This window comes from Streptosporangium sp. CA-135522 (genome assembly GCF_050949235.1).
Taxonomy (GTDB): domain Bacteria; phylum Actinomycetota; class Actinomycetes; order Streptosporangiales; family Streptosporangiaceae; genus Streptosporangium.
Map to the genome: position 1 here is coordinate 95,980 of NZ_CP192026.1, position 23,901 is coordinate 119,880.

23 protein-coding genes and 1 tRNA gene are annotated in these 23,901 nt (G+C 69.4%); 9 read left to right on the forward strand and 15 right to left on the reverse strand.

The window, feature by feature from the left end:
• Window positions 1-15 precede the first annotated feature (15 nt).
• Together ACQPYK_RS00480 and ACQPYK_RS00485 are read right to left on the reverse strand one after the other, a co-directional pair.
• Window positions 16-1,527 carry a sensor histidine kinase gene (locus tag ACQPYK_RS00480; RefSeq protein ID WP_433248415.1) on the reverse strand — a complete coding sequence of 504 codons (1,512 nt, stop codon included), beginning with the start codon at window positions 1,525-1,527 and terminating at the stop codon, window positions 16-18.
• 1 nt (window position 1,528) lies between these two features.
• The gene (locus ACQPYK_RS00485) at window positions 1,529-2,197 is read right to left on the reverse strand and encodes a response regulator transcription factor (RefSeq protein WP_433248418.1); all 669 of its coding nucleotides are present in this window, start codon (window positions 2,195-2,197) and stop codon (window positions 1,529-1,531) included.
• 125 nt (window positions 2,198-2,322) lie between these two features.
• Here ACQPYK_RS00485 and ACQPYK_RS00490 point away from each other — a divergent pair, with 125 nt between their 5' ends.
• Complete coding sequence (locus tag ACQPYK_RS00490; RefSeq protein WP_433248421.1) at window positions 2,323-3,063, forward strand: hypothetical protein; 741 nt, start codon at window positions 2,323-2,325, stop codon at window positions 3,061-3,063.
• Between the two features lie 102 nt (window positions 3,064-3,165).
• Here ACQPYK_RS00490 and ACQPYK_RS00495 read toward each other — a convergent pair whose 3' ends face one another.
• A complete protein-coding gene (locus tag ACQPYK_RS00495) occupies window positions 3,166-4,257 on the reverse strand; it encodes a hypothetical protein (protein WP_433248424.1) in 1,092 nt (363 codons plus the stop codon).
• 108 nt (window positions 4,258-4,365) lie between these two features.
• Entirely contained in the window at window positions 4,366-4,971 is a 606-nt protein-coding gene (locus ACQPYK_RS00500; RefSeq protein WP_433248427.1) for a hypothetical protein, read from the reverse strand.
• A gap of 178 nt (window positions 4,972-5,149) precedes the next feature.
• Here ACQPYK_RS00500 and ACQPYK_RS00505 point away from each other — a divergent pair, with 178 nt between their 5' ends.
• Window positions 5,150-5,686, forward strand: a complete 537-nt coding sequence (locus tag ACQPYK_RS00505) for a peptidylprolyl isomerase (protein ID WP_433248430.1) — start codon at window positions 5,150-5,152, stop codon at window positions 5,684-5,686.
• 121 nt (window positions 5,687-5,807) lie between these two features.
• Complete coding sequence (locus ACQPYK_RS00510) at window positions 5,808-6,686, forward strand: rhomboid family intramembrane serine protease (RefSeq protein ID WP_433248433.1); 879 nt, start codon at window positions 5,808-5,810, stop codon at window positions 6,684-6,686.
• A 49-nt stretch (window positions 6,687-6,735) separates the two neighbouring features.
• Here ACQPYK_RS00510 and ACQPYK_RS00515 read toward each other — a convergent pair whose 3' ends face one another.
• Window positions 6,736-6,981, reverse strand: coding sequence for a cell division protein CrgA (locus ACQPYK_RS00515; RefSeq protein WP_433248436.1), 246 nt, complete (start codon window positions 6,979-6,981; stop codon window positions 6,736-6,738).
• A gap of 208 nt (window positions 6,982-7,189) precedes the next feature.
• Here ACQPYK_RS00515 and ACQPYK_RS00520 point away from each other — a divergent pair, with 208 nt between their 5' ends.
• The 3 genes from ACQPYK_RS00520 to ACQPYK_RS00530 are packed head-to-tail and all read left to right on the forward strand — an operon-like array spanning window position 7,190 to window position 8,557.
• Window positions 7,190-7,813 carry a class E sortase gene (locus ACQPYK_RS00520; protein WP_433248439.1) on the forward strand — a complete coding sequence of 208 codons (624 nt, stop codon included), beginning with the start codon at window positions 7,190-7,192 and terminating at the stop codon, window positions 7,811-7,813.
• Between the two features lie 4 nt (window positions 7,814-7,817).
• Entirely contained in the window at window positions 7,818-7,985 is a 168-nt protein-coding gene (locus tag ACQPYK_RS00525) for a hypothetical protein (protein WP_433248442.1), read from the forward strand.
• Entirely contained in the window at window positions 7,985-8,557 is a 573-nt protein-coding gene (locus tag ACQPYK_RS00530) for an anthranilate synthase component II (RefSeq protein ID WP_433248445.1), read from the forward strand. The genes ACQPYK_RS00525 and ACQPYK_RS00530 overlap by 1 nt, the downstream gene beginning before the upstream one ends.
• A gap of 299 nt (window positions 8,558-8,856) precedes the next feature.
• On the opposite strand, the gene pknB is transcribed toward ACQPYK_RS00530, so the two are convergent.
• The 7 genes from pknB to ACQPYK_RS00565 form a co-directional block, all read right to left on the reverse strand.
• Window positions 8,857-10,713: a Stk1 family PASTA domain-containing Ser/Thr kinase gene (gene pknB, locus ACQPYK_RS00535; protein ID WP_433248448.1), complete on the reverse strand. Its 1,857-nt coding sequence runs from the start codon at window positions 10,711-10,713 to the stop codon at window positions 8,857-8,859.
• An 82-nt stretch (window positions 10,714-10,795) separates the two neighbouring features.
• Window positions 10,796-12,241 (reverse strand): protein kinase domain-containing protein, encoded by a 1,446-nt coding sequence (locus ACQPYK_RS00540; RefSeq protein WP_433248451.1) that lies wholly within the window; start codon window positions 12,239-12,241, stop codon window positions 10,796-10,798.
• Window positions 12,238-13,695, reverse strand: a complete 1,458-nt coding sequence (locus ACQPYK_RS00545) for a peptidoglycan D,D-transpeptidase FtsI family protein (RefSeq protein WP_433248454.1) — start codon at window positions 13,693-13,695, stop codon at window positions 12,238-12,240. The genes ACQPYK_RS00540 and ACQPYK_RS00545 overlap by 4 nt, the downstream gene beginning before the upstream one ends.
• Window positions 13,692-15,071: an FtsW/RodA/SpoVE family cell cycle protein gene (locus tag ACQPYK_RS00550; protein WP_433248457.1), complete on the reverse strand. Its 1,380-nt coding sequence runs from the start codon at window positions 15,069-15,071 to the stop codon at window positions 13,692-13,694. Before ACQPYK_RS00550 ends, ACQPYK_RS00545 begins: the two co-directional genes overlap by 4 nt.
• A 4-nt stretch (window positions 15,072-15,075) precedes the next feature.
• Window positions 15,076-16,404 carry a Stp1/IreP family PP2C-type Ser/Thr phosphatase gene (locus ACQPYK_RS00555; protein ID WP_433248460.1) on the reverse strand — a complete coding sequence of 443 codons (1,329 nt, stop codon included), beginning with the start codon at window positions 16,402-16,404 and terminating at the stop codon, window positions 15,076-15,078.
• Window positions 16,401-16,868: an FHA domain-containing protein FhaB/FipA gene (locus ACQPYK_RS00560; protein WP_433248463.1), complete on the reverse strand. Its 468-nt coding sequence runs from the start codon at window positions 16,866-16,868 to the stop codon at window positions 16,401-16,403. The genes ACQPYK_RS00555 and ACQPYK_RS00560 overlap by 4 nt, the downstream gene beginning before the upstream one ends.
• 17 nt (window positions 16,869-16,885) lie before the next feature.
• Window positions 16,886-17,626: an FhaA domain-containing protein gene (locus ACQPYK_RS00565; RefSeq protein ID WP_433248466.1), complete on the reverse strand. Its 741-nt coding sequence runs from the start codon at window positions 17,624-17,626 to the stop codon at window positions 16,886-16,888.
• 156 nt (window positions 17,627-17,782) lie between these two features.
• Between ACQPYK_RS00565 and ACQPYK_RS00570 the strand changes: the two genes are divergently transcribed.
• Window positions 17,783-17,865, forward strand: a tRNA-Leu gene (locus ACQPYK_RS00570).
• Window positions 17,866-18,301: 436 nt separating this feature from the next.
• On the opposite strand, the gene ACQPYK_RS00575 is transcribed toward ACQPYK_RS00570, so the two are convergent.
• Window positions 18,302-19,336: a hemolysin family protein gene (locus tag ACQPYK_RS00575; RefSeq protein ID WP_433248469.1), complete on the reverse strand. Its 1,035-nt coding sequence runs from the start codon at window positions 19,334-19,336 to the stop codon at window positions 18,302-18,304.
• Window positions 19,333-20,775: a hemolysin family protein gene (locus tag ACQPYK_RS00580; protein ID WP_433248472.1), complete on the reverse strand. Its 1,443-nt coding sequence runs from the start codon at window positions 20,773-20,775 to the stop codon at window positions 19,333-19,335. Before ACQPYK_RS00580 ends, ACQPYK_RS00575 begins: the two co-directional genes overlap by 4 nt.
• A gap of 298 nt (window positions 20,776-21,073) precedes the next feature.
• Between ACQPYK_RS00580 and ACQPYK_RS00585 the strand changes: the two genes are divergently transcribed.
• Entirely contained in the window at window positions 21,074-22,348 is a 1,275-nt protein-coding gene (locus ACQPYK_RS00585; RefSeq protein WP_433248475.1) for an LCP family protein, read from the forward strand.
• A 176-nt stretch (window positions 22,349-22,524) separates the two neighbouring features.
• On the opposite strand, the gene ACQPYK_RS00590 is transcribed toward ACQPYK_RS00585, so the two are convergent.
• Window positions 22,525-23,178, reverse strand: a complete 654-nt coding sequence (locus ACQPYK_RS00590) for a GOLPH3/VPS74 family protein (protein WP_433248478.1) — start codon at window positions 23,176-23,178, stop codon at window positions 22,525-22,527.
• A gap of 76 nt (window positions 23,179-23,254) precedes the next feature.
• On the opposite strand from ACQPYK_RS00590, the gene ACQPYK_RS00595 reads away from it, so the two are divergent.
• Window positions 23,255-23,860, forward strand: a complete 606-nt coding sequence (locus ACQPYK_RS00595) for a TenA family protein (RefSeq protein WP_433248481.1) — start codon at window positions 23,255-23,257, stop codon at window positions 23,858-23,860.
• Window positions 23,861-23,901 lie beyond the last annotated feature (41 nt).

A 23,901-nucleotide genomic window follows, 5' to 3' on the forward strand; every position in this document is an offset into this window, starting at 1 on the left:
CCCGGTTCCCGCGCCTCACCGCGCGGGAAGGCGGGCACGTAGCCGCGCTCCTCTGCCCTCCCCGACGACGTCCAGGGTGCCGCCGTGCCGGACCGCGATGTCCCGGGCGATGGCGAGCCCGAGCCCGGATCCGCCCGCGTCCCGGTCGCGTGCCTCGTCCAGCCGGGTGAACCGGTCGAAGACCGCCTCACGGTGCTCGACCGGGATTCCTGGCCCGTCGTCGCACACGTCCAGCACGGCGTCGTCTCCGTCCCGGGTCAGCCGGACGGTGACCGCGGAGTCCGCGTGCCGTACCGCGTTGTCCACCAGATTGGCCACCAGGCGGCGCAGTTCCTCGGCCGAGCCGCTGACCACCACGTCGGTGGCCACCTCCAGCCCGACCCGGACCTCCGGCCGGGGCCGGGACCGGGTCGCCTCCTCGGCCGCGACCTGGCCGAGGTCCACCTCTCCGGGGCAGGCCGGCTCACCGGCGTCCAGGCGGGCCATCAGCAGCAGATCGGAGGTGAGCGTCTGGATCCGGTCCACGTCCGTCAGGGCCTCGGCCACCAACGGCTCGGGCGGTGCGAGCTCCAGGCGGGTGCGCAGGACGGCCAGCGGGCTGCGCAACTCGTGGGCGGCGTCGGCGACGAAGCGCTTGTGCCGATCGACGGCGAGTTCCAGGCGGTCGAGCGTGCGGTTCATGGTCTCGGCGAGACGGGCGATCTCGTCGCGGGACCGTGGCACCGGGACCCGGCGATGCAGGTCGTTGGCCGTGATGTCAGCCATCTCGGCGCGGATGGCGGAGACCGGCGCGAGCGTCCGGCCGACCGCCAGCCAGGTCAGGGCCGCGACCAGCGCCAGCAGCGCGGGGATACCGGGAAGCAGTAGCCCCTGCAGGGTCCGCAGCGCCGCCCTGGTCGGCTCCAGGGAAGCCCTGGCCTGCACGACCACCACGCCCTGGCTGGTCTCGACGGGCATGGTGGCCACGGTGAACAAGCCCGCGGGCGCCCACCGCTTGGCGGATACGGCGCTCTCCCCGTCGGCTGCCCGACGGGCGGTCGTCCTCGGTCCCAAGGCCGGTCGGGGAGTGTTCGTGACGGCGGGCCGGGTGCCGGTCGTCCGCGTGAAAGGCTCCCAGACGGTGATCGCCGGGGAGAGACCCGGCCCGGAACCGGCAGTCTGGGCCGGTTGAGCCGGTTGAGCCGGTTGAGCCATGGCCTGCCATTTTTCGGCGGGCAGGTCGCCCTTCTCGATGATCTGAATGTCCGGGTCGAGTGTCTCGGCGTCGAGCCGGCCGGTGGCGACGGACGGGCTGACGGAGATCAGTTCGGCGGTGACGTCGGCGCGCCGGGCCGCCTCGGCCGACGCGCTCTCCACGAGGCTGCCCTTGAGCACGCCGACGAGTACCGCCGCGGCGACGCCCAGCGCGACGGCGACGATGGCGGTGGCCGCGAGCGTCGCCCGGACCCGGACGGACAGGCCCCAGATCGGCATGCTCTGGACCGGCATGCTCTGGACCGGCATGCTCTGGAGCGGCGGACGAGGCACCTCAGGCCTCCAGCCGGTATCCGGCGCCGCGTACGGTCACCAGGGACGACCGGCCGAAAGGAGAGTCGATCTTGCGGCGCAGCGCGCTGATGTAGACCTCGACGATGTTCGGGTCACCGTCGTAGGCGAAGTCCCACGCCTGGGCGAGCAGCTCGCTTTTGGAGACCACTTCACCCGGCCTGCGGGCCAGGCCGTGCAGCACGGCGAACTCCTTAGGGGTCAGCGGGATCTCCACCTCCCCCCGGCGGCAGCGGAGCCCGGCCGGGTCGACGGTCAGGTCGCCCACCGTGATGGAGACCGGCCTGGCCCCGCCGCCCCGGCGCACCAGCGCGCGCAGCCTGGCCAGCAGCACCACGTAGGAGAACGGCTTGGACAGGAAGTCGTCGGCGCCGGTGTCCAGGGCCTCGGCCTCGTCGTGCACCCCGTCCTTGGCGGTGAGCATCAGGATCGGCGTCCAGTTCTCCGCCTCGCGGAGCCTGGCGCAGACGGTGTAGCCGTTCAAGCGGGGCAGCATGACGTCGAGCACGATCACGTCGTAGGCGTTCTCGCTCGCCATCCACAGCCCGTCGCGCCCGTCGTGGGCGACGTCCACGGCGAACCCCTCACCGGCCAGCCCGCCCTTCAGTAGATCGGCCAGGCGTTTTTCGTCCTCAACCAGCAGCACGCGCATGCCGCCCAGCGTGCCGCACCCGACCTAAAGCCAACCTGAAGACGGGTTCGGCCGCGTTCAGCCTGGGTTCAGGTGGCGTACGGGACGGTGTGGCCGTCATATCCGATCAACCGAGGAGAGCAAGAATGCGTATCCGTTTCCTCGCCGCGGCCGTGGTCACCGCCGGCGCCATGATGGCGACCCTGACCGGTGCGGCCAACGCCTCCGACACTCCTGCTCCCGTTCCCGCTCCCTCCGACAGGACGGCCGTCACCGTCGTGTGTCAGGGTGTCGCCGACCAGGACACGGTCACGGTGCGCAGGCTCACCGAGGCCGAGATCAAGGACCTCCAGGCCAAGGGCGGGATGTGGGAGAAGGCCAAGGGCGGGGTGTGGGAGAAGAGCAACGAAAGCACCGAACCGACGCCCACTGAGCCCGGTACACCTAGTACGTCCAGTGTGCCCGCCGTCCCGGCGCCCTCGCTCGACCCCTCGAAGCGGGCCGAAGCCGGGGAGGTGCGGGTCTTCTCGCTCCGCGAGGGCGAGGCACGCCTGGAGAAGGGGCTGTCCGACGACGTCCGGGTGACCGAGGCCGTGCCCGCCACGCCTACCGTTCCGGCATCCCCGCTCGACGCTTCGAAGCCCGCCGGGGAGGTCCGCGTCTTCTCGTCCCGTGACGGTGAGGTCCACCTGGAGAAGGGGCTGTCCGACGACGTCCGGATGGCCGAGGCCGTGCCCGCCACGGCCGTGCCGGGCACGCCGCTCGACGTCATCGCCTGCCCGCTGGCGGATATGAAGGCCGAGGCCCAGAGGTCCGAGGAAGCCCAGAAGTCCGAAGAGGCTCAGGGGCCTGAAGAGGCGCAGAGGTCCGAAGAGGCCGGGAAGTAAGTCCCCGCGGCGCGAGCCGTACCGGACGGGGACCGGTGCGGCCCGCGGGCTCCGGCTCCGGAACGGACGCGCGGGCGTCGGGTCTCCGGGGAAGGCGCGGGTTCAGGCGTCGGGGAAGGACGGGTGCGGGCCCAGGGCCCAGTACTCGTAGAGGCCGTAGCCGACGTGGCCGTCGTACTCGAACCGGCCGACCGCGTCGACCAGGCCCCACATGCGGGCGGCGTCCTGCGGCAGGGTGTGGGTGACACCCTGGACCACCGGGCCGGGACCCTGATACATGCCGTGCTTCCAGTCCGGTTCCAGGCCATATCCGGTGCCCACCATCAGGTGCACCGGGAGAATCGGAGTGCAGCGCAGGTCGAAGGGTTTGCCTCCCGGCGGGCAGAAGGAGATCGTCGCCTCTCGGACGTCCCGGGTGCCCGCCACGTATTCGGGGCGGTACTCGGGACGTCCGAGATATTCCTCCTCGCCCTCCCGCGGAGACCCGAACCCCCACACCCGAACCGCCTCTTCCAGCACCCGGCGGCCTTTCTCGTCCTCCTGGACGATGCACAGGATGGCGTGGTCGTCGAACTGGACGGGTGCGTAGAGCCAGTAGAAGGTGCCGGCGTTGCGCGCCTGGATCCCGGGCGGCTCCGGCTCGCCGACCGGGCGGATGCCCCAGGAACGGTCGCGGGTGCCCTGCCAGCGGTCGGGGGTGACCTCGACGCGCTCGTCGCCGATCATGATGTGCCCGGTCCACCGGCCGGTCTGGGCCAGCCGGGAGGAGTCGAACATGACCCGCTCCTGCCAGCGCACGAAGTGCCGAGGCTCCAAAGTGGCCGGAATCGTCGCGTCCCAGGTCAGATCGTAGGACAGGCCGTGCTCGTTGGGTTCGAGCACGATCCGCAGCCGCCTGAGTCCCTCGATCACCTCGACGCGGAACGGGCCGATCCGGGTGTTCATCCGGTCGTCGCCGAGCTCTCGGGAGGCTCGGACGACCCGGTGCAGGTTTCGGTGACGTACGCAGGCGAAGGCGTCGGTGACGCCGAGGTTGGGATACTGGCCGACTCCGACGATCAGCATCAGCTCGTCGGAACCGGCGTGGCAGTTGAAGTAGTAGCGGTCGTAGAAGTTACGGTCCGAGGTCGCGACATGCCGCATCACGTCGGGTGACTGGTGGACGGGATAGTCGTCGAGCGGCGACAGCGTCATCGGTGCTCCTTCAGTCCTGAGGAACACGATCTAACAAGCGCTTGGTAGGAGAGTCAATACATGGGGGTACGGCCCGCACCATCCGGGTGCGGGCCGTACCCCCATGGATCATGACAACTTCTTGGAGACCTGGTTCGCCGTGGCGTCGGCCTTGTCACCGGCCTGCTCCGCCATGGTGCCGGCTTCCTCTGCCGTGGCGCCGGCCTTCGACCTGACGCTGTGGGCCATTTCGGCTGCCTTGTCCGTCGCGGCGTGTGTCTTCTGCCCCACCCAGCTGGACGCGTCGGACATGTTGTCCTTCATCGCCTCGGTCCACTGGCTGGTGCTCTTGCGGTACATCGCGAAGCCGATGGCTCCGACCGCCAGGCCGGTGAACAGCAGGACCACCGGCCATCTGCGAGACTTCGCCACCGGTGTGGGATCGATCCTGCTGGCCGCCTGCGACAAGATCGCACTGACCTTCGGCGCGATCTGCTCTTCGAGGGAGTGCGCCGCGGCGTCCAATCTCGGCGCCGCCCACCCCCTGGCCACGAAGACCTTCGCATTGGCCGTGTCACGGGCATGGGTGGCCATTCCGCTGGCCGTGTCACGGGCATGCCCGGCCATCGGGCCTACTCGATCGGCAGCGCGTGCGACCTGGGCCTTCACCTGGCCCAGCCGCGTGTTCGGTACCACGATCTCGATGTGGCGCTTTCCAAATTGTGCTAGAGGCACGTCAACCTCCCCAGTCGTCGGGGCCCCGTTGCCTCCCCTGCCCGCTCGAACGCGGCTCAATCATGACCGGTCATGGGAGGATGCTTAGATGGACCGGCTACGGCCGCAATCATCGAAACATCACAAGAACTGCATGTTGCACAGGCTTTAGCCAACACCAGAAGGGGGCAATCCGATCGTGGCTGAGAAGTTGATCGCGAACCTGAAGACCAACCGCGGCACCGTGAAGATCCAGCTCTTCCCGGACCACGCGCCCAAGACCGTGCGCAACTTCGTCGAGCTGGCCGAGGGCACCCGCGAGTGGGTGAACCCGCAGACCGGAGAGAAGACCACCGCCAAGCTCTACGACGGAACGGTCTTCCACCGGGTCATCGACGGCTTCATGCTCCAGGGCGGCGACCCGCTCGGTCAGGGCACCGGTGGCCCGGGCTACAAGTTCGACGACGAGATCCACCCCGACCTCTACTTCAACCGTCCCTACCTGCTCGCCATGGCCAACGCCGGCATCCAGTTCGGCCGCGGCACCAACGGCTCGCAGTTCTTCATCACCGTCGTGCCCACGCCGCACCTGAACGGCAAGCACTCCATCTTCGGTGAGGTCGTCGAGGGCCATGACGTCGTCGACGCCATCGCCAAGACCGACACCGACGCTCGGGACCGTCCCAAGGACCCCGTCGTCCTGGAGTCGGTCACCATCGACCGCGTCCAGGGCTGACAGTCCGAAAACGGCGGCCTCCGCGCGGAGGCCGCCGTTTCGACGTGTACGGATGCTCGGGATCATGAATAGGCTGGCAGTCTGTGGATAACAGCACGGTCGAAGGGGCCAGCGACACGCCATGACCACCCAGCCACCCAGCGAGTCTGACACCGCCGCGGTTCCCACGTGTTACCGTCATCCGGGCCGTGAGACCTACGTGCGCTGCCAGCGCTGCGAACGATCCATCTGTCCCGACTGCATGCGCGACGCCTCGGTCGGCTTCCAGTGCCCCGAGTGCGTGGCCCAGGGCAACAAGACGGTACGGCAGGCGCGATCCGCCTTCGGCGGCCTGGCGGTCACCACGCCCCGGGTCACCTGGGCGCTGCTGGCCGTCAACGTCCTGGCCTACGTCGTGGAGACCCTGGGCGCCAACTGGGTGCTGGGCACCTTCCAGATGAACTCCCTCGACGTCGCCTACCGCGGCGAGTGGTGGCGCCTGATCACCGGCGCCTTCCTGCACATGCCGCTGAGCGTGGGCTCCTTCGCGCTCAGCCACATCCTGTTCAACATGTGGGCCCTCTACGTCATCGGCCCCCAACTGGAGCGCGGCCTCGGCTCTGCCCGGTTCCTGGCGCTCTACCTGCTCTCCGCGCTCGGCGGGTCCGTCGCGGTCTACCTGTTCGGCATCGCCGCCGTGGGCGCCTCAGGAGCGATCTACGGCATGTTCGGCGCGCTGTTCGTGGTCGCCAAGAAGCTCGGTTACGACGCCCGCAGCGTGCTGTTGCTGATCGGCGTCAACACGGTGCTCACCTTCGTGTTTCCCGGCATCAGCTGGCAGGGGCACCTGGGCGGCCTGGTCGTCGGCGCCCTGGTGGGCGGGATTTTCGCCTATGCCCCGCCGAAGAGCCGCAACATGGTCCAGTGGGGAGGCTGCGCGGTGCTGCTGGTGATTCTCATCGCGCTGGTCACGCTGCTGCCGCCGTACGCCGTCCTGTCCCAGTTCGGCATCTCCGGCTGATCCACACCCTGATGCTTCCCCAGGGTGTGGATAAATTCTGTGGAAAAAACTAACGCCAGCGAGTGGACAACACCACACCGAAGATGATGAAAACGAACCCGATCAGCAGATTCCAGTTGGTCAGGGCACCGATGAGCGGGGCGGTGGGCGCCACGTAGTAGACGGCGATCCACAGGATCCCGATGATCCAGGAGGCCACCATGACCGGCGCCAGCCAGCGCGGGCTCATCTTGACCTGCTGGGTTGTCTGCGGCGGGGTGTAGACCGCCTTCTTGCGAGCCTTGGACTTGGGCACTGGGGTTCTCCTGCGTCAACCCTGCGCGATCCGGATCGTGCGCAGGCTATGTCGGCTAGCGTAATCGCTGGTGGGCGAAGACCCGAGTAAGAATAGTCGGCGCACACGGGACATGGCGATCCCAGAAGGGATCATCACCGTGCAAACCTTGGATCAACGACCTGCTCCGTGCCGGTTCGGGATGATCCGCCGTCACTAGCCTGAGCTCATGAGAGCCGCTCTGAGAGCTTTCGGGGAGCTGGGTGTCACCGCCGGAGTGGTCGTCCTGCTCTTCTGCGCTTACCTCCTCTGGGGAACCGGCGCCTACACCGTTCAGCAGCAGACGGCGCTGCGCAAGCAGCTCCTCAAGGAGTTCAGGAAGAAGGAGCCCGCCAAGCTCGGCCCCGTCCGGCTGGGCGGGGCGATGGCGCTGCTCAGGATCCCGAAGTTCGGACGCGACTATCGCTATGCCGTCGTGGAGGGAGTGGGGGCGGAGCAACTGCGGATGGGGCCCGGGCACTACCCTGGATCTGCAATGCCAGGAAAAGCAGGAAATTTCGTGCTTTCTGGGCATCGGACCACCTACGCCGCCCCTTTCAACCGGATCGGCGAGCTCCGCCGGGGCGACGACATCGTGGTCGACGCCCGTGAGGCCCGCTACACCTACCACGTCACCGGCACCCGCGTCGTCGATCCCACCGAGGTCGACGTCATCGCCCCGGTTCCCGGCAAGCCGGGCCGCAAGCCCACCGACGCCCTCATCACCCTGTCCACCTGCCATCCGGAGTATTCCGCCGCCCAGCGGCTCATCGTCTTCGGCGAGCTGGACAGCACCGAGGACCGTCGCGGATGAGCAGATGAGGAGTCTCGTGTACGGCTGGATCTGGCGGCTGCTCCCCGGCGGCCTAGCGACCAAGGTCTTTCTCGCGGTGGTGCTGGCCGGGCTGGCGGCGGCCGTACTCTGGTACGTCGTGTTCCCCTGGCTCGAACCCCGCGTTCCCTTCGATCACACCACGGTCGGCTGATGACCCGCATTCTCGTCGTGGACAACCACGACAGCTTCGTCCACACCATCGTCCAATACCTTCGCGAGCTCGGCGCCACCTGTGACGTGCGCCCGCGCGACCACGTCGTGGTCGAGGACGCGGCCGGCTTCGACGGGGTTCTGATCAGCCCGGGTCCCGGCACCCCCGAGGACGCCGGGGTGAGCGTCCCGCTCGTCGGCTACTGCGAGGCCCGCGGCCTTCCCCTGCTCGGCGTCTGCCTCGGCCACCAGGTCATCGCGATCGCCCACGGCGCCACCGTGACGCGGGCTCCGGAGCTGATGCACGGCCGTACCAGCGCGATCTCACACGACGGCCGCGGTGTCTTCGCCGGACTGCCGTCGCCGGTGACCATGACGCGCTACCACTCGCTGGCGGTCGTCGCCGAGACCGTCCCGGAGGTTCTCGAGATCACCTCCTCCACCGACGACGGCCTGGTCATGGGCCTGCGCCACCGCACCGCACCCGTCGAAGGCGTGCAGTTCCATCCCGAATCGGTGATCTCCGAGCACGGCCACCGGCTGCTCGGAAATTGGCTCGCGGGAATCGTGTAACACCGCGACCGCCTTGAACGACTAACCAGTGAGAGCCCTTCCGCCATCGCCCCCGAGTGGCGGAAGGGCTCTTCCATGTTCCGGCGGCCCGTTCCCCGACCTCGCGACGACCCGGCTCTCCCGGAGATACGGCCCGGCTCTCCCCGAGGCCCGGGAAGCCCCCGGGAAGCCCCCGGGAAAGCCCGGAAAGCTCCCGGGAAGCCCCTGGGAACGGGAAAGCCCGGGAAGCCCCCGGGAAGCTCCCGGGAAAAGGGAACGACCCCCGCCGGATGGCGGGGGCCGTCCTCATGAAGCGGTGATCAGCCGCCGCCCAGATCGTCGCTGGGCGCCTCGGTGATGAACGGGTCCTCGGTCTCCGTCTCGTCCGGCTGCGGCTGGTCGGTGATGTTCGGGTCCTGGGTGGGGACCGGATCCTCGGTCGGCTGCGGGGCCTGCCCGCTGGAGACGACCAGGGTGATCGTGGTGTTCGGCTGGAGCTTGGCGTCAGCCCCCGGGGACTGGTTGATCACGGTGCCCTTCGGCTGGTCGCTCTCGTTCTCGACCACCTTGACCTTGAAACCCATCTGCCTGAGCGTCCGCTGCGCGTCGCCGAGCGTCAGGCCGATCACGCTCGGCAGAACGACGGCATCCTTGGGGACGTAGATCCGGACCGTGAAGCCCTTGGGGGCCTTCTTCCCGGCGGCGGGCTCGCTCTTGAGCACCTTGTCCTGCGGGCCGCTGGAGGCGATGGTCTGCACGGCCACCTGGAATTCCGCACCCTCCAGGGCGGCCTTGGCCTCGTCCGTGGTCATGTTGACCACGTTGGGCACCGTCACCTTCTCCTCACCCTTGGAGACGGTGAGCGTGACTTCGCTGTTCTTCTCGACCTCGGTGCCGGCCGCCGGGTCGGTCTCGATGACCGTGTCCTTCTCCGCCTCCGGGTCGAACTTCTCGACCGTCTTGACCTTCAGGCCGAGCCCCTCCAGCGACTTGGTCGCCGCGCCCACGGTCAGCGAGGTCAGCGAGGGGACCTTGACCGTGCCCTTCTGGGCGGTGTCGCCGGGGGAGCTGAGGAACATGTATCCGACCCCGATGAAGGCGCCGATCACCAGGAGGGGGATCAGAATCCACGCGGCGGTCTTGACGGCGGTGTTGCCGTTGTTCTGCTGCCGGCGACGACCGCGCTCACCGCGTCCGCCGCCCTCCTCCGTGCCGTACTCGTAGGCGGGGACGGCGGTGGTGCGCTGGGTGGCCGGTCCGCCGGCGCCGGGGGCCGCCATGGTCCTGGTGGCCGAGCCGTAGTTGTTGGCCAGCGCCATCGTCTGGGCGTCCATCGGGATGCCCGACATGGCCCGCTGGATGTCGGCCCGCATCTCCCCGGCGCTCTGGTAGCGCTGTGCCGGGTCCTTGGCCATCGCCTTGAGCACGATGGCGTCGGCCCACTTGGGGATCTCCGGGTCGATCTGCGACGGCGGGATCGGGTCCTCGCGCACGTGCTGGTAGGCGATCGCGACGGGGGAGTCTCCGGTGAACGGCGGCTGCCCGGTCAGCAGCTCGTACAGCACGCAGCCGGTGGAGTAGATGTCGCTGCGGGCGTCCACCCGCTCGCCCCTGGCCTGCTCCGGCGACAGATACTGCGCGGTGCCGATGACCTGGGCGGTCTGCGTCATGGTCGCGGCCGAGTCGGCCATCGCGCGGGCGATGCCGAAGTCCATCACCTTGACGTCACCGTTGTTGGTGATCATGATGTTCGCCGGCTTGATGTCCCGGTGGACGATGCCGCCGCGGTGGCTGTAGTCCAGTGCCCGCAGGATCCCGTCGACCAGCTCGGCCGCCCGCTCGGGCAGCAGCCGCCGGTCGGCCCGCAGCAGGTCGCGCAGCGTGCGGCCGTCGACGAACTCCATCACGATGTACGGCACCGGCGCGCCGCCCGCCACGTCCTCGCCGGTGTCGTAGACCGCGACGATGGACGGGTGGTTCAGCGACGCGGCGGACTGCGCCTCCCGGCGGAAGCGGGCCTGGAAGATGTGGTCTCTCGCCAGATCCGCGCGGAGGGTCTTGATGGCGACGATCCGATCCAGCCGGATGTCTCGGGCGCGATATACCTCGGCCATGCCGCCACGCCCGACGACGCCGTCAAGCTCGTAGCGATCGCCGAGGCGTCGAGGCTGAGTCATTTCCTGCACTGTCCCTTACCGTTCATCTTGGGTGCCGGCGAGCTCTTGAGCCACCGGTGTCCATCATCGGCCCGTTGCCGCATCACGTCTCCCCTTTCGGCGGCTCTGTGTCGCCGGAGCTGGGATTGGCGCTTGGTGTGAGACTTGGTGTCGCCGTCGGGGGGGTAGGCGTCGGGGTCGAAGCAGTCGGGCTGGGGCTGGGTGGTGGCGACTTCGTCGGCCGGGGGCTGGGTGTGGCCGATGTGCTTACCGTAGCCGAAGGCGTGGGGGAAGGGCGGAGCGGCTTCGCCGGTGGAACCGGCGATCTGCTCGTCACCGGCCTGCTTTTGGTCGTCCGGACCGTCGGCGTCCTGGTGGCCGAACTCGACGGCACGACCGGCTTCTCCGGCTCACCGTCGCCGCCGTGGCCCAGCATGTCCTGGGCCAGCAGCGTGCCCAGCCCGACGGCGGCCGCGCACCCCGCCGCGGCCGCGACGATCACCGTTCTGCGGCGCAGGCCGCGCCGAGGCGGCGCGGCCTGCGCCGGACGCACCGGAACGGGACCGAACCCCGTCCCCGCGACAGGACCGGAGTCCGTGCCCGGACCTGTGCCCGGACCCGCGTCCGGCGCCTGGGGCGTGGTCAGGGCGGGGGCGACCTCCCGGGGCCATTCGCCCGCGGGCTCCACCCGCCATCCCGCCGGGTCGGTGAGCATGGCCAGGTCGGCGGCGCCCGTGGTGGAGAGCGACTCGCGCAGCGCGTATGCCCGTTCGGCCAGTGCCTCCGCCCCGGCCGGACGCCGGCCGGGGTCCTTCGACAGGCACGCCATGACCAGCTCGCGCACCGCCGGCGGCACGCTTTCGGGCAGCGGCGGCGGCGTCTCGCCCAGGTGCATGAGCGCGATCGCCACCTGCGTGTCGGCGACGAACGGCGGACGGCCCGCCAGGCACTCGTAGGCGACCACGCCGAGCGAGTAGACGTCGGTCGCGAAGGTCAGCGGATCTCCGGAGGCCTGCTCGGGGCTGAGGTACTGGGCGGTGCCGAGCACGGTGCCCGTCTGGGTCATCGGCGAGGCCTCCAGCGCCCGGGCGATGCCGAAGTCCGTGATTTTGATCACACCGGTCTCGGTGACCAGAAGGTTGCCCGGTTTGATGTCCCGGTGGATGATCCCCGAGGCGTGCGCGGCCCGCAGGGCCCTGGCGGTCTGGTAGACCACATCGAGGGTGACCTCGGCGCTCAGCCTGCCGTCGCGCGACAGGATGCCGGCCAGGGACTCGCCGGGGACCAGCTCCATCACCAGGTAGGCGACGTCGTCGGCCTCGCCGTAGTCGAAGACCTGGGCGATGCCGGGGTCGGCCAGTCCCGCCGCGATTCTGGCCTCCCGCCGGAAGCGCTCGCGGAAGGCCGGGTCGGCCGCCACGTGCCGGCGCAGCAGCTTCACCGCCACCTCACGGCCGAGCAGCTCGTCCCTGGCCCGCCAGACCTCGCCCATGCCGCCCGTCGCGATCCGCCCCAGCGGGCGGTATCGGCCTCCGAGCAACGCGGTCATCTACCCAGCACCGCTTCCAGCACGCTCTTGGCGATGGGCGCCGCGGTGTGGCCGCCGGAGGCGTCGTCACCGGCGCTGCCCGACTCGACGATGAGCGCGAGGGCGACCTTGGGGTCCTCGGCGGGGGCGAAGGAGATGAACCATGCGTGCGCCGGCTTGCCCGGGGCGGTCTCCGCGGTGCCGGTCTTGCCGGCGACGGTCACGCCGGGGATCTGCGCGGCGTTGGCCGTGCCCTTGCTGACGACGTTGACCATCATCTCGCGCAGCTTGGCCGCGTTGTCCTCGCTCATCGCGGTGGACAGCTCCTGCGGGCTGGCGCTGTCGATCTCGCCGCCCTCGGCGTCCGCGATCTTGTTCACCAGGTACGGCTTCATGACCACGCCGTTGTTGGCGATGCCGGCGGCGATCATGGCCATCTGCAGCGGGGTCATCTGGTTGCTGCGCTGGCCGATGGCGGTCTGGGCGAGCGCGGCCTTGTCCACGTCGGGGCCGATCCCGCTGCCCGCGACCCCCATCGGGATCTCCAGCGGGTCGCCGCCGATGCCGAACTTCTTGGCCTGGTCGCTGAGGGCGTCGTAGCCGAGTTCCATGGCGATCTTGGCGAACGGCGTGTTGCAGGACTTCTCCAGCGCGTACGACAGCGTCACCCGTCCGGCGCCGCACGCCGCGCCGCCGTAGTTGGGCAGGCTGGCGGTGGTGTTGGGAAGCTGGAGCCGCTGCGGGGCGTCCACCTCGGTCTGCGGGCCGACGGTGTCGTCGCTCTCCAGGTAGGCGGCCAGGGTGACCACCTTGAACGTCGAGCCCGGCGGGTAGGTGCGCTCGATCGCCCGGTCCAGCAGCGGCTGGTCCTCGTCCTTGGCCAGCTTGTTGTAGGCCTTGTTGACCGTGGCCTTGTCCGGCTTGGACAGCAGGTTGGGGTCGTAGGTGGGGATCGAGACCATGGCGAGGATCGCCCCGGTCTTCGGCTCGATCGCGACCAGCGCGCCCTTCCTGCCGCTGGCGCCCAGTGCCTTGTAGGCCGCCTCCTGCGCCTTGGGGTTGATCGTCAGATCGACGTTGGCGCCCTTGGTCTTCTTGGCGGTGAACAGGTCGATGCTGCGCCGGATCAGCAGGTCGGCGCTCGTCCCGTTGAGCAGGTCGTTCTCGGCACCCTCCATGTCGCGTACGCTCTCCGGCGCGAAGAAGCCGGTGACGGGCGCGTAGACCTTGCCCTCGGGATAGCGCCGCTGGAAGCGGAACTTGTTGCCGCCGGTGTCCACGGACTCGGCGAGCACCCTGTCGCCCGCGGTGATCCGGCCGCGCTCGACCTCGTAGCGGTTGTAGAAGTTGCGGACGTTGCGCGAGTCGGCGCTCAGGTCCTCCGCCTTCACGGCCTGCAGGTAGTTCACGTTGATCATGAGCAGGCCGAACATGAGCAGACAGGCCAGGGCGGCGCGCTTGAGGGGGCCGTTCATCGCTGGAACACCTGCGTCATTCCTTCGTCCTGGATGGCCTGGGGCGGCGGCTTCCTGGCCGCGTCCGACATGCGTACCAACAATGCGATGAGGATCCAGTTGGCCAGCAGCGCCGAGCCGCCCTGTGACATGAACGGGGTGACCAGGCCGGTCAGCGGGATCAGGTTGGTGACGCCGCCGACGATGATGAAGACCTGCCAGGCCAGGATGAACGACAGCCCGCCCGCCAGCAGCTTGGAGAACGGGTCGCGGGCCGCGATGGAGGTGCGCAGGCCGCGCTCCACCAGCAGGGCGTAGACCATCAGCAGGGCCATCAGCCCGGTCAGGCCGAGCTCCTCGCCGGTGGCGGCGAAGATGAAGTCCGAGAAGGCCAGCGGGATCAGATCGGGGTGGCCCTGGCCGAGTCCGGCGCCGAGCACGCCGCCCTGACCCATGCCGAACAGGCCCTGCATGAGCTGGAAGCTGCCGCCGAGCTCACGGTCGTAGAGCTCCTTGTTCGCCGGGTCGAGGAAGACCTCGAAACGGGCGTGCACGTGGTCGAAGACCATCCCGGCGAGGATCGCGCCGCCGACGAAGAGCAGGATGCCGATCAGCACCCAGGAGGTGCGCTGGGTGGCGATGTAGAGCATCGCGATGAACGTGCCGAAGATCAGCAGGGAGGAGCCGAGGTCCTTCTGCAGGATCAGCACGCCGAGGCTGAAACCCCAGACGATGAGGATCGGGCCGAGGTCGCGGGCGCGGGGCAGGTCGATGAACAGCAGCCGCCGGCCGGCCAGGGCCAGCACGTCGCGCTTGGCGACCAGGTAGCCAGCGAAGAAGACGACCAGGGCGAGCTTGGTGAACTCGGCGGGCTGGAGGGTGAAGCCGCCGATCTTGATCCAGATGCGGGCGCCGTTGATCTCCTTGCCGATGAACGGCAGCATCGGCGCGATGAGCAGGGCGAGGCCGACCGCGCCGGCGGTGTAGGTCAGACGCTGCAGCGCGCGGTGGTCGCGCAGCACGATCAGCGTCGCGGAGAACATGACGACCCCGATGGCGGTCCACAGCAGCTGGGTGCTGGCCGAGGCCCCGCCCATGCCGGCCGCCTCAAGGCGGTAGATGACCACCAGGCCGAGACCGTTGACCAGCGTCACCAGGGGCAGGATCAGCGGGTCGGCCCAGGGCGCGAACTTGGCGAGCACGAAGTAGGCGGCCAGCATGAGGCCGCCCAGGCCGAGGCCGTAGGTGAGCATGCCGGCGGGGATCTGCTTGTCGATCGCCAGTCCCACGTTGGCGTAGGCGAACATCACGATCACGACCGCGAAGGCGAGCATCGCCAACTGGGCCAGCCGCCGCTTGGCGGGCAGGAGGACGGGCTCGACGCTTGGGGTGCTCATGTGTCTACTGTGACCTTGTGGGTTCCGGGGTTGCGGTGCCGCTCGGCTGGGAGGTCTGCTTGCCCTTCCCGTCGGACTTGGTCTCGGGTCTGGGCGTGGGCTTCGGCGTCGCCTTCACACCGGACGTCTTGAGCTCCTGGATCTTCTTCAGGCCCTCGTCGACGCTGGTGACGGGGATGCCGTCGCGGACCTGGCCCTGCTGGAAGGCGTTGAGAACCTTGATCGACTCAGTGGTGCTCCGGGCGACGTCGAAGAGCTCGATGGGGCCGATGTTGGTCTTCACGCCCTGGAAAACCACGATCTCATCCCCTTTCGCCCCCACGAAGTATTGATCATCGAGCCACTGGCTGCCGAAGTACCAGCCTAGGCCGCCTCCGACCAGGACGACGCCGCCCACCGAGGCCACAAGCGGCCACAGCCGACGGCGTTTGGCCGGCCGCCTCGTGGCCCTGACGACCGGCTCCTCCGGATCGTCGTCCGCGATGACCGGCTGCGGCATGGTGATCGCGCTGGCGCGGCCGGCCGGGGTGTCCGGCGGCTGATGCGCCCGCGGCCGGCTGGACCCCGCGGCGCCCACCACGGCGGCGTCGGCGGGCAGGGGCAGGCCCTCGTCCACCTCCAGGACGTCGGCGAGCACGCAGGTGATGTTGTCGGGACCGCCGCCCCGGTTGGCCAGGTCGATGAGCGTGCGGACCACCGTCTCGGGGTCTTCGATCGTGGAGAGCGTGTGGTGCAGCGTCTCCGCGCTCACCACCCCCGACAGCCCGTCCGAGCAGAGCAGGTAACGGTCGCCGACCTGCGCCTCGCGCAGGGACAGGTCGGGGTCGACCTCGCCGCTGCCATCGAGCGCGCGCAGCAGGATCGAGCGCTGCGGGTGGGTGGCGGCCTCCTCCAGGGTGATCCGGCCGTCGTCCACGAGCGACTGCACCAGGGTGTGGTCGTGCGTGATCTGGTAGAGCTCCCCGGCGCGCAGCAGGTAGGCGCGGGAGTCGCCGACGTGGACCAGGGCGACCCTCGTGCCGGACCACAGCATGGCGGTCAGGGTGGTGCCCATGCCCTTGAGGCTCGGATCGCGCCCCACCATCTCGTGCAGTCTGCGGTTGGCGTCTCGCACCGCCGCCTCGATGGCGCTGAGCAGGTCACCGCCCTGCGGGTCCTCGTCGAGGGAGGACATCGCGGCGATGGCGACCGAACTGGCCACCTCGCCGTGTGCGTGGCCGCCCATGCCGTCGGCGACGGCGAGCAGGCGAGCGCTGGCGTAGGCCGAGTCCTCGTTGCCTTCGCGGAGGAGACCGACGTCCGAGCGGGCGGCGTAACGGAGTGCGATGGTCATTTGCGCAATTCGATGACGGTCTTACCGATGCGGATCGGAACACCGAGCGGCACCGGAGTCGGACGGGTGACTTTGGAGCGGTCGAGATATGTGCCGTTGGTCGAACCGAGATCTTCCACGATCCACTGACCGTCCTGGGAGAAGAGCCGGGCGTGCAGGCTGGAAGCGTAGTCGTCGGTCACCACCAGCGTGGCGTCACTCGCTCGGCCGATGGTGATGGGCGTCTCCGACAGGGTGATGGTGGTGCCTTGCAGGGGACCGCCGGTGACGACCATCTGTCGTGGCTCCCCCTTCCTGGACTTGGCCGCGGGCTTGGCCGGCTTGGGAGCCTTGCGCGCGGGGGCGGCGGTGGCCGTACGTGATCCGAACAAGTCCGTCCGGATCACGCCGACAGCGGCAATCACGAAGAACCACAGCACCGCGAGGAACGCGAGCCGGATCAGCAGCAGCGTGAGCTCGGACATGGACCGTCTGTTTACCTTTAATCGCGCCGGAAAACCAGAGTCGTGCGCCCCAGTGTCACGCGAGTGCCGTTCTGGAGCTCGACCCGGCGAACCGGCTGGCCGTTGACGAAGGTGCCGTTGGTGGAGCCGAGATCGACGAGCACGACCTGGGGACCCTCCACGCGCAGCTCGGCGTGGTGCCGGGACACACCCGGGTCGACCAGCCGCAGATCACAGTCTGTGCCCCTGCCGAGCAGGGTCACCGGGGTGGTCAGGTCGTAGGAACGCTGTCCCTGCGGGTCGTCCTGAGTGGAGACCAGCAGGCGGGGACGGCCGCCGAAGGCGTGCGGCTTGGCCGCCGGCACATCGCTCACCGGCTGGCGGATCTCGTCCTGCTCGACCGTCGCGCCGCGGATCACGCCCGAGCGGATCCGGAAGAGGCCGACCGCCAGGTCGTCCGCCGTCTCGAAGCGCACCCGGACGGGTCCCACGAAGGAGTAGCCCTGCTCCTTGGCGTACTCCCTGGCGAGGTTGGCCAGCTCGTGGCCGATGCTGTCCGCGTAGACCTCCAGGCGTTCGCTGTCGGTCGTGGACAGCTCGACCACGAAGTCGTTCGGCACGAGCGTGCGCCCTTGTGCGACGATCGCCGCACGCTCGTCCATCTCACGCTGAACCGCGCTGGCAACCTCGACCGGCTGAAGGTCAGATTTGAACGCCCGCGCAAAGGCTCCCTCAACCAAGCCTTCGAGCCTCCGCTCGAAGCGCTGAAGGACTCCCACCGGGTACCTCCCTTCCTCCGTCTACCTAGGTCACGGCCGCTTGGGGCTTGTTCCTCGCTCTCTCGCACCCAGCTGTTCCGCTCCGCGTCTAGGAGGATCGTATCCGGGTTCGTGGGTACCGGCTGATCCGTGCTAATGTTTCCACCGCACCCAAAAGGGCGGGTGGCGGAACGGCAGACGCGCACGGTTCAGGTCCGTGTGTCCGAAAGGACGTGAGGGTTCAAATCCCTCCTCGCCCACTCGAATTCACCGATGCAATCGGTAGATCCACAGCGATAAGAGAGCCCTGGTTCCCCGGAACCGGGGCTTCTTGTGTTTTTGCGGGATTCTTTACGGCTTCCTGGCACGCGGAGATGTCTACCCGCGCCGGCTTGCAGATCACTTTCGGGCTACTTGCGGCGTATTACGCTCAGGGCTGACAAATCTATGGGTATGCCGCCCCGCTCCGTTCTACGGTCCCCCGCGGCGCGTACGGCGTGCGTCACCGGCCGACGACCGGGAAGAGACGACCGGACAAAGACGATCGGACAGAGCCGGGCGGGAAGAGACGACCGGACAAAGACGATCGGACAGAGCTGGGCGGGAAGAGATGGCCGGACGAGAAGAGACGGATCGGCCCGAGCCGGAAAGGGGCGGGTCCGGTGACCCGGACCCGCCCCTCCCTTACGCCTCTCGCTAGCGCGTGGCCAGGATCCGCACGTCCAGCAGCTCGCCGAGCAGGTCGGTGAGGCTCACCATGCCGGCCACCTCGTCGCCGCCGTCCGTGACCAGGCCCACATGGGCGTGGGCGTCCTGGAGAACGGACACGGCCTCGGGAATCGTCGTGCTCTTGTCCAGCCTGGGCACCGGGCGGGCGAGTTCCGCCGGGCTCGCCTCGGGCCGGATCAGGACGTCCCTGACGTGCAGCACGCCCAGGACGTCGCCAGGCCTGCCCGAGTTGACCAGCAGGCGCAGGTGCCCGCTGTCGGCGGACGTCCGGCGCACCTGGTCCTCGGTGGCGTCCCCGCTCACGCAGGTCGCCTCCCCGATGGGCAGCATCAGGCGCTCGACCGGCTGCTGGTGAACCCGTAGGGCCCGGGTGAGTAGGTCGTGCTCGTCCCGGTCGAGCAGGCCCATCCGGCCGGACTCGCCGACCAGCATGGCGAGCTGGACCGGGGTCCTGGTGGTGGCCAGCTCGTCCCTGGCGTGCACGCCGAACAGCCGCAGCACCCCGTTGGTCAGGGCGTTGAGGGAGGCCAGCACCGGCCGCACCACCCGGGTGAAGCCGCGGAACGGCAGGGCCAGGCCCATCGCCGCGGTCTCCGGGTGGGTCAACGCCCACGACTTGGGAGCCATCTCTCCCACCACCATGTGGAGGAAGGTGATCAGCGCCAGGGCGATCATCAGGGAGATGGGCACCCGGAGCGGCTCGGGCAGGCCGATCGCCGCGAAGACCGGCTCCAGCAGATGTTCGATCGCCGGTTCGGTGACCATGCCGAGGCCGAGCGAGCACAGCGTGATGCCGAGCTGGGCCCCGGCCAGCATCAGGGAGAGCTCCCTGCCGCCGCGTACGGCGGCGCGCGCGGCGATCCGGGTCAACCGGCCGCCCTTGCCCGCGAGCTCCTCCAGGCGGTGCCTGCGGGCCGAGATGACGGCGAACTCGGCGGCGACGAAGAAGGCGTTGCCGATCAGCAGGGCCACGCCGAGGAGCAGGGCTCCGATGATGCTCATCGTCCGTCCACCGTGCTTCGCTCGATCATGGATGTCCCGTCACCGTGTTCGGCCGTTCGCGGCCCGGCCATCGCGGGCTCGCCGTCCTCCCCGGCGTCCTGCGCCGGGGCAGGGGCCAGCCGTACCCACTCGGGGACCCGGCGGTGCACCGACAGCACGGTGAGCGCCGCGTTGGCGTCGGCCCCGTCGTCGTTGGCGAACAGGTCGGTCTCCCGGGTCAGCGTGACGGTGACCCGGTCGCCGGGTTCGGCCATCCGTCCGAGGGTGGCGAGCACCAGGCCGGCGATGGTGTCGTAGCCGTCGCTCTCGGGGAGCGCCAGCTTGGTCGCCCGCTCGACCTCGTCGAGCCGGAGCGTGCCCGGCAGGTCCCAGGTGCCGTCGTCGTTGGCGACGACTCCGGCGGGCTCGGGATCGTTCTCGTCGACCAGTTCGCCGACGAGCTCCTCGGCCAGATCCTCGACCGTGACCACGCCGGCGAGCCCGCCGTACTCGTCGATGACGCAGGCCAGGTCGTCGTGGGCGGCACGCATGCGCTCCAGCACGACCGGCAGCGGCAACGAGTCGGGCACGAGCAGCGCGGAGCGGGTGATCTTCTCCAGCGGGCCGTCGGTCAGGCCGGACCTCAGCAGTTCCCGTACGCCGGTGACGCCGACCACGTCCTCGCCGTTCTCCTTGCACAGCACCGGATAACGGGAGTGGCCGTGCTCACGGACGGCGTCGAGCAGGTCGGAGATCGGGCGTTCGGCCCGCAGCAGCACCACGCGCGGGCGCGGCACCATGACGTCCTCGGCGGTGCGGTCGCCGAACTCCAGCGCCCGCTCCAGCAGCTCCGACAGCCGCGGGGGAAGGTCGCCGGAGGTGGCCGACTCGGAGATGATGCGGGACAGCTCTTCGGGGCTGGCGCCGTGCTCGATCTCCTCCACGGGCTCCACTCCCACCCGGCGCAACAGGCCGGTGGCGGCGGAGTCGAACAGCCGGATGACGGGCCCGGCGATCTTGAGGTAGACGATGGTCGAGCCGGCGAGGAACTTCGCCACCGGCTCGGGACGGGCGATGCCCAGGTTCTTGGGGGCGAGCTCGCCGAGCACCATCTGGATGACGGTGGCGACCGCGACGGCCAGCGCCACCGCGACGCCGGGTACCGCCGCCGCGGGCAGGCCCGCGGCCTCCAGCCAGGGGCGCATCACGGTGGCGATGGCGGGCTCGGAGATGAAGCCGACCAGCAGGGCGGTGACGGTGATGCCGAGCTGGGCGCCCGACAGCATGAACGACAGGCGTCCCGTCACCTCCAACGCTCGCCTGGCCGCCGCGTCGCCCGCGTCGGCCTGCTCGCGCAGCACGCCGCGGTCGGCGGCCACGAAGGCGAACTCCTGGGCGACGAAATAGCCGGTGGCGAGAGTGAGGAGCAGTACGGCCAGCAGACCGAGAGCCGTGTTCACCGGGCGGCTCTCCCGGTCGAGTCAGCGGCAGTTCCCGTGCATGTGCACGGGCAGGTACTCCATGAGTCCGGAGTGGACACGATCATCCTTTCGAGCAGAGGTCGTCCCCTACCGTAACGATCCGTGTGGTGATCGATGTTTCCAGTTTGACCGACGATTGCATCGTTGGCCGCCACGTACCCTTCTGCGTACTTTTACACGGGGAAACCTTGGGGAGGCGTCTGCGCGCGACGGGGTGACGACGTAGCGTCGATAATGACGGTCTCAACGCGGTTTCAAGAAGTGGCGGGGATACGACGTGGGTGACTGGCCGGAAGACGACGATCGCACCCGCGCGCTGCGATCGCCCCAGCCCACGCCGCCCCGGGCGGCCGGACGGCCCGCCGGTCCGGGGCAGGAACGGGGCCGACCGGCAGGGACCGGCGGGGAGGAGCCGCCGGGTGACACGCGACCGCGGACGACCTCGCGGGTCTACGGCAAGGCCAGGGAGGGCTCCAGCCCGGTCAGGCCCCTGCCGGGGCCGGCCGCCTCCCCCGCCGGACCTCCCGGCGAGGCCGCCGGAGGGTCCTCCGGCGGGAATGGCACGAGCCGGACGCCGGGCATGACCTGGCGTCCGAAGCGGCCGGGCAAGCTGATCGCGCGGATCCTCATCGGGCTGCTCGCCGTGCTGTTGGTGCTGGCCGTCGGCGGATACTTCATGATCAACTCCCGGCTCACGCGGATCGAGGCACTCACCGACTACGGCGGCCGCCCCGCGGACACCCCCGGCACCAACTGGCTGCTGGTCGGCTCCGACAGCCGCGCCGGCCTGACCAAGGCCCAGCGCAAGAAGCTCGCCACCGGCAACTCCATCGGCCGCCGGACCGACACGATGATGCTGCTGCACATCCCCGACGGCGGCGACCGCCCGACCCTGGTCAGCCTCCCCCGCGACTCCTACGTGCCGATCGACGGCCACGGCAGCGACAAGCTCAACGCCGCCTACGCCTACCAGAACGGCGGTCCCAAGCTGCTGGCCAAGACCGTCGAGAAGGTCACCGGGATCCGGCTCGACCACTACATGGAGATCGGCTTCGGCGGCTTCGTGGGGATAGTGGACGCCATCGGCGGCGTCGAGATCAACGTCAAGCAGGCCATCAAGGACCCCAAGGCCGGGATCGACCTCAAGAAGGGCCTGCAGACGATGGACGGCGGCACGGCCCTCGGCTACGTCCGCACCCGGGCCACCGGCGCCATACCCGACTTCGAGCGGACCCAGCGCCAGCGCCAGTTCTTCTCCGCGGTGGTGAAGAAGGCGTCGAGTCCCGGAGTGCTGATCAACCCCTTCCGCTCCGTCCCGCTCGCCCTGAGCGCGGCCGACTCCGTGGCCGTCGGCGAGGAGACCGGCGCGTTCAACCTGCTCTCCCTCGGCCTGGCCATGGGCGACAACCCGGTGACCACGGTCGTCCCCGTCGGCTCCCTGCCGACCATCAACGGCCAGGCCGTCGTCAAGTGGGACCAGGCCAAGGCCCTGCGCATGTTCCGGGCCCTGGCCGAGGATAAGCCGGTTCCCAAGGACGTCCTCGGCAAGTGACGCCCCGGCCGGGCGGCTCAGGCGCCCTCGGCGCCCGAGCCGGTGCATGTGAATGTGCCGGTGCATGTGCCGGTGCCCTGGGGTGACGGCGGTGAATGTGCCGGTGCCCCGGGGCGACGGCTCGGATGACGGTGGTGCATGTGCCGGTGCCCGAGCCGGTGCCCTGGGGTGACGGCTCAGGTGGCGGCGGCGCTGCTGGCGGCGACGGTTGCGGCGATCACCGAGGCCATGATGGCGCCGTTGATGGCGGCGACGGTCTTGGCGACCGCCTCGGCGGCCCATTCGCCCTCGGTGATCTCCTTGATGCGCTCCTTGCTCGTACCGGGGAACACCTTGCGGTCGATCTTCACCGCGTGCAGGATCGCGATCAGCACGGCCGACCGCTCGTCGGGGGAGGCTCCGGACAGCACGCTCTGGACGTGTTCGCGGATGCCCTGCTCCACGCGTGGATCACGCTCGGGATAGCGGGTGCTGGGAAAGATTCCGAGGACCTTCCGGGACTCCTCGCTCAACACACCCTGCTCGGCCAGCCGGGACAGCAGGCGCTTGCGGAGCTTGGTGGAGTGGAGCTTGTAGACCCACCAGTCAGGCTTGTGCTCCCTGGACTCCGCGGCGATCCGCGCCAGCGTCGCGTCCAGCTCCTCTTCCCCGAGCGGTGTGGGGTCCACAACGGTGACCTTCTTGCCGACCAGATCGATCCGGCCGGCGACGGCGAGCTCCGCCAGAAGGGCGCCGCCGAGCGCGGCGTCGAGCTCCGAGGAGCTGATCAGTTGCTTGCCTTCGGTCTCTTCGTAGGCGAGCAGGAGGACTTCTTCGGCGATGGTCGTCATCTGCCGACCCTACTTCGTGGGCGTCACCCGGGCGCCGGCGTTGAGACGCCTTCGGCGCTGCGACAATGCTCGGTTTATGAGCATCTCAGCGGAACTCCATCTCATCGGCCGCCCGCTCCTCCAGGCGCAGCTCGCCCACCCCACGGTGGCGGGGATCGCGCGGGGGGATCTGCCGGAGCCGGTGTTCCGGTCCTGGCTTGAGCAGGACTACCTGTTCCTTCTGGACTACGTGCGGGTGTTCTCCCGGCTCGCCTGGCAGGCACCCGACGGGCACCTGGGTGATCTGGTGGACCTGGCCCATGCCACCTTCCACGAGGAGCTGGACCTGCACCGGTCCCTGTCGGCCGAGTTCGCCGCTGATCTCGCCGGCGCGAAGAAGGGGCCGGCCTGCGTGGCCTACACCTCGTTCCTGCTCGACTCCGCGGCCGGCTACGCCGACGGCCTGGCCGCGCTCTATCCGTGCATGTGGGGCTATTCCACCCTCGGTCGCATCCTCGCCGAGAACCCTCCGGCCGAGCCCCGCTACCGTGCCTGGGTCGACACCTACGCGCATCCCGGCTTCGCCGAACTGACCGGGCGCATCGCCGTGATGATCGACGAGGCCGTCCCCGACCTCGACAGGGCCGTGGAGCTGTTCACCGAGGGGATGTCCCACGAGCTCGCCTTCTGGGACGTGCCCTGAGCCGGCCTTTCGGAGCTTGCCCGGATTTTTCCCGGAACGTG

Excerpts from the sequence above, each read along its gene's own strand:
- ACQPYK_RS00485 (WP_433248418.1), bottom strand. The coding sequence starts at position 2,197 with ATGCGCGTGCTGCTGGTTGAGGACGAAAAACGCCTGGCCGATCTACTG.
- ACQPYK_RS00540 (WP_433248451.1), bottom strand. The coding sequence starts at position 12,241 with ATGACCGCGTTGCTCGGAGGCCGATACCGCCCGCTGGGGCGGATCGCG.
- ACQPYK_RS00550 (WP_433248457.1), bottom strand. The coding sequence starts at position 15,071 with ATGAGCACCCCAAGCGTCGAGCCCGTCCTCCTGCCCGCCAAGCGGCGG.
- ACQPYK_RS00545 (WP_433248454.1), bottom strand. The coding sequence starts at position 13,695 with ATGAACGGCCCCCTCAAGCGCGCCGCCCTGGCCTGTCTGCTCATGTTC.
- ACQPYK_RS00490 (WP_433248421.1), top strand. The coding sequence starts at position 2,323 with ATGCGTATCCGTTTCCTCGCCGCGGCCGTGGTCACCGCCGGCGCCATG.
- ACQPYK_RS00595 (WP_433248481.1), top strand. The coding sequence starts at position 23,255 with ATGAGCATCTCAGCGGAACTCCATCTCATCGGCCGCCCGCTCCTCCAG.
- ACQPYK_RS00525 (WP_433248442.1), top strand. The coding sequence starts at position 7,818 with ATGAGGAGTCTCGTGTACGGCTGGATCTGGCGGCTGCTCCCCGGCGGC.
- ACQPYK_RS00555 (WP_433248460.1), bottom strand. The coding sequence starts at position 16,404 with ATGACCATCGCACTCCGTTACGCCGCCCGCTCGGACGTCGGTCTCCTC.
- ACQPYK_RS00590 (WP_433248478.1), bottom strand. The coding sequence starts at position 23,178 with ATGACGACCATCGCCGAAGAAGTCCTCCTGCTCGCCTACGAAGAGACC.
- pknB (WP_433248448.1), bottom strand. The coding sequence starts at position 10,713 with ATGACTCAGCCTCGACGCCTCGGCGATCGCTACGAGCTTGACGGCGTC.
- ACQPYK_RS00560 (WP_433248463.1), bottom strand. The coding sequence starts at position 16,868 with ATGTCCGAGCTCACGCTGCTGCTGATCCGGCTCGCGTTCCTCGCGGTG.
- ACQPYK_RS00495 (WP_433248424.1), bottom strand. The coding sequence starts at position 4,257 with ATGACGCTGTCGCCGCTCGACGACTATCCCGTCCACCAGTCACCCGAC.
- ACQPYK_RS00510 (WP_433248433.1), top strand. The coding sequence starts at position 5,808 with ATGACCACCCAGCCACCCAGCGAGTCTGACACCGCCGCGGTTCCCACG.
- ACQPYK_RS00530 (WP_433248445.1), top strand. The coding sequence starts at position 7,985 with ATGACCCGCATTCTCGTCGTGGACAACCACGACAGCTTCGTCCACACC.
- ACQPYK_RS00575 (WP_433248469.1), bottom strand. The coding sequence starts at position 19,336 with ATGAGCATCATCGGAGCCCTGCTCCTCGGCGTGGCCCTGCTGATCGGC.
- ACQPYK_RS00520 (WP_433248439.1), top strand. The coding sequence starts at position 7,190 with ATGAGAGCCGCTCTGAGAGCTTTCGGGGAGCTGGGTGTCACCGCCGGA.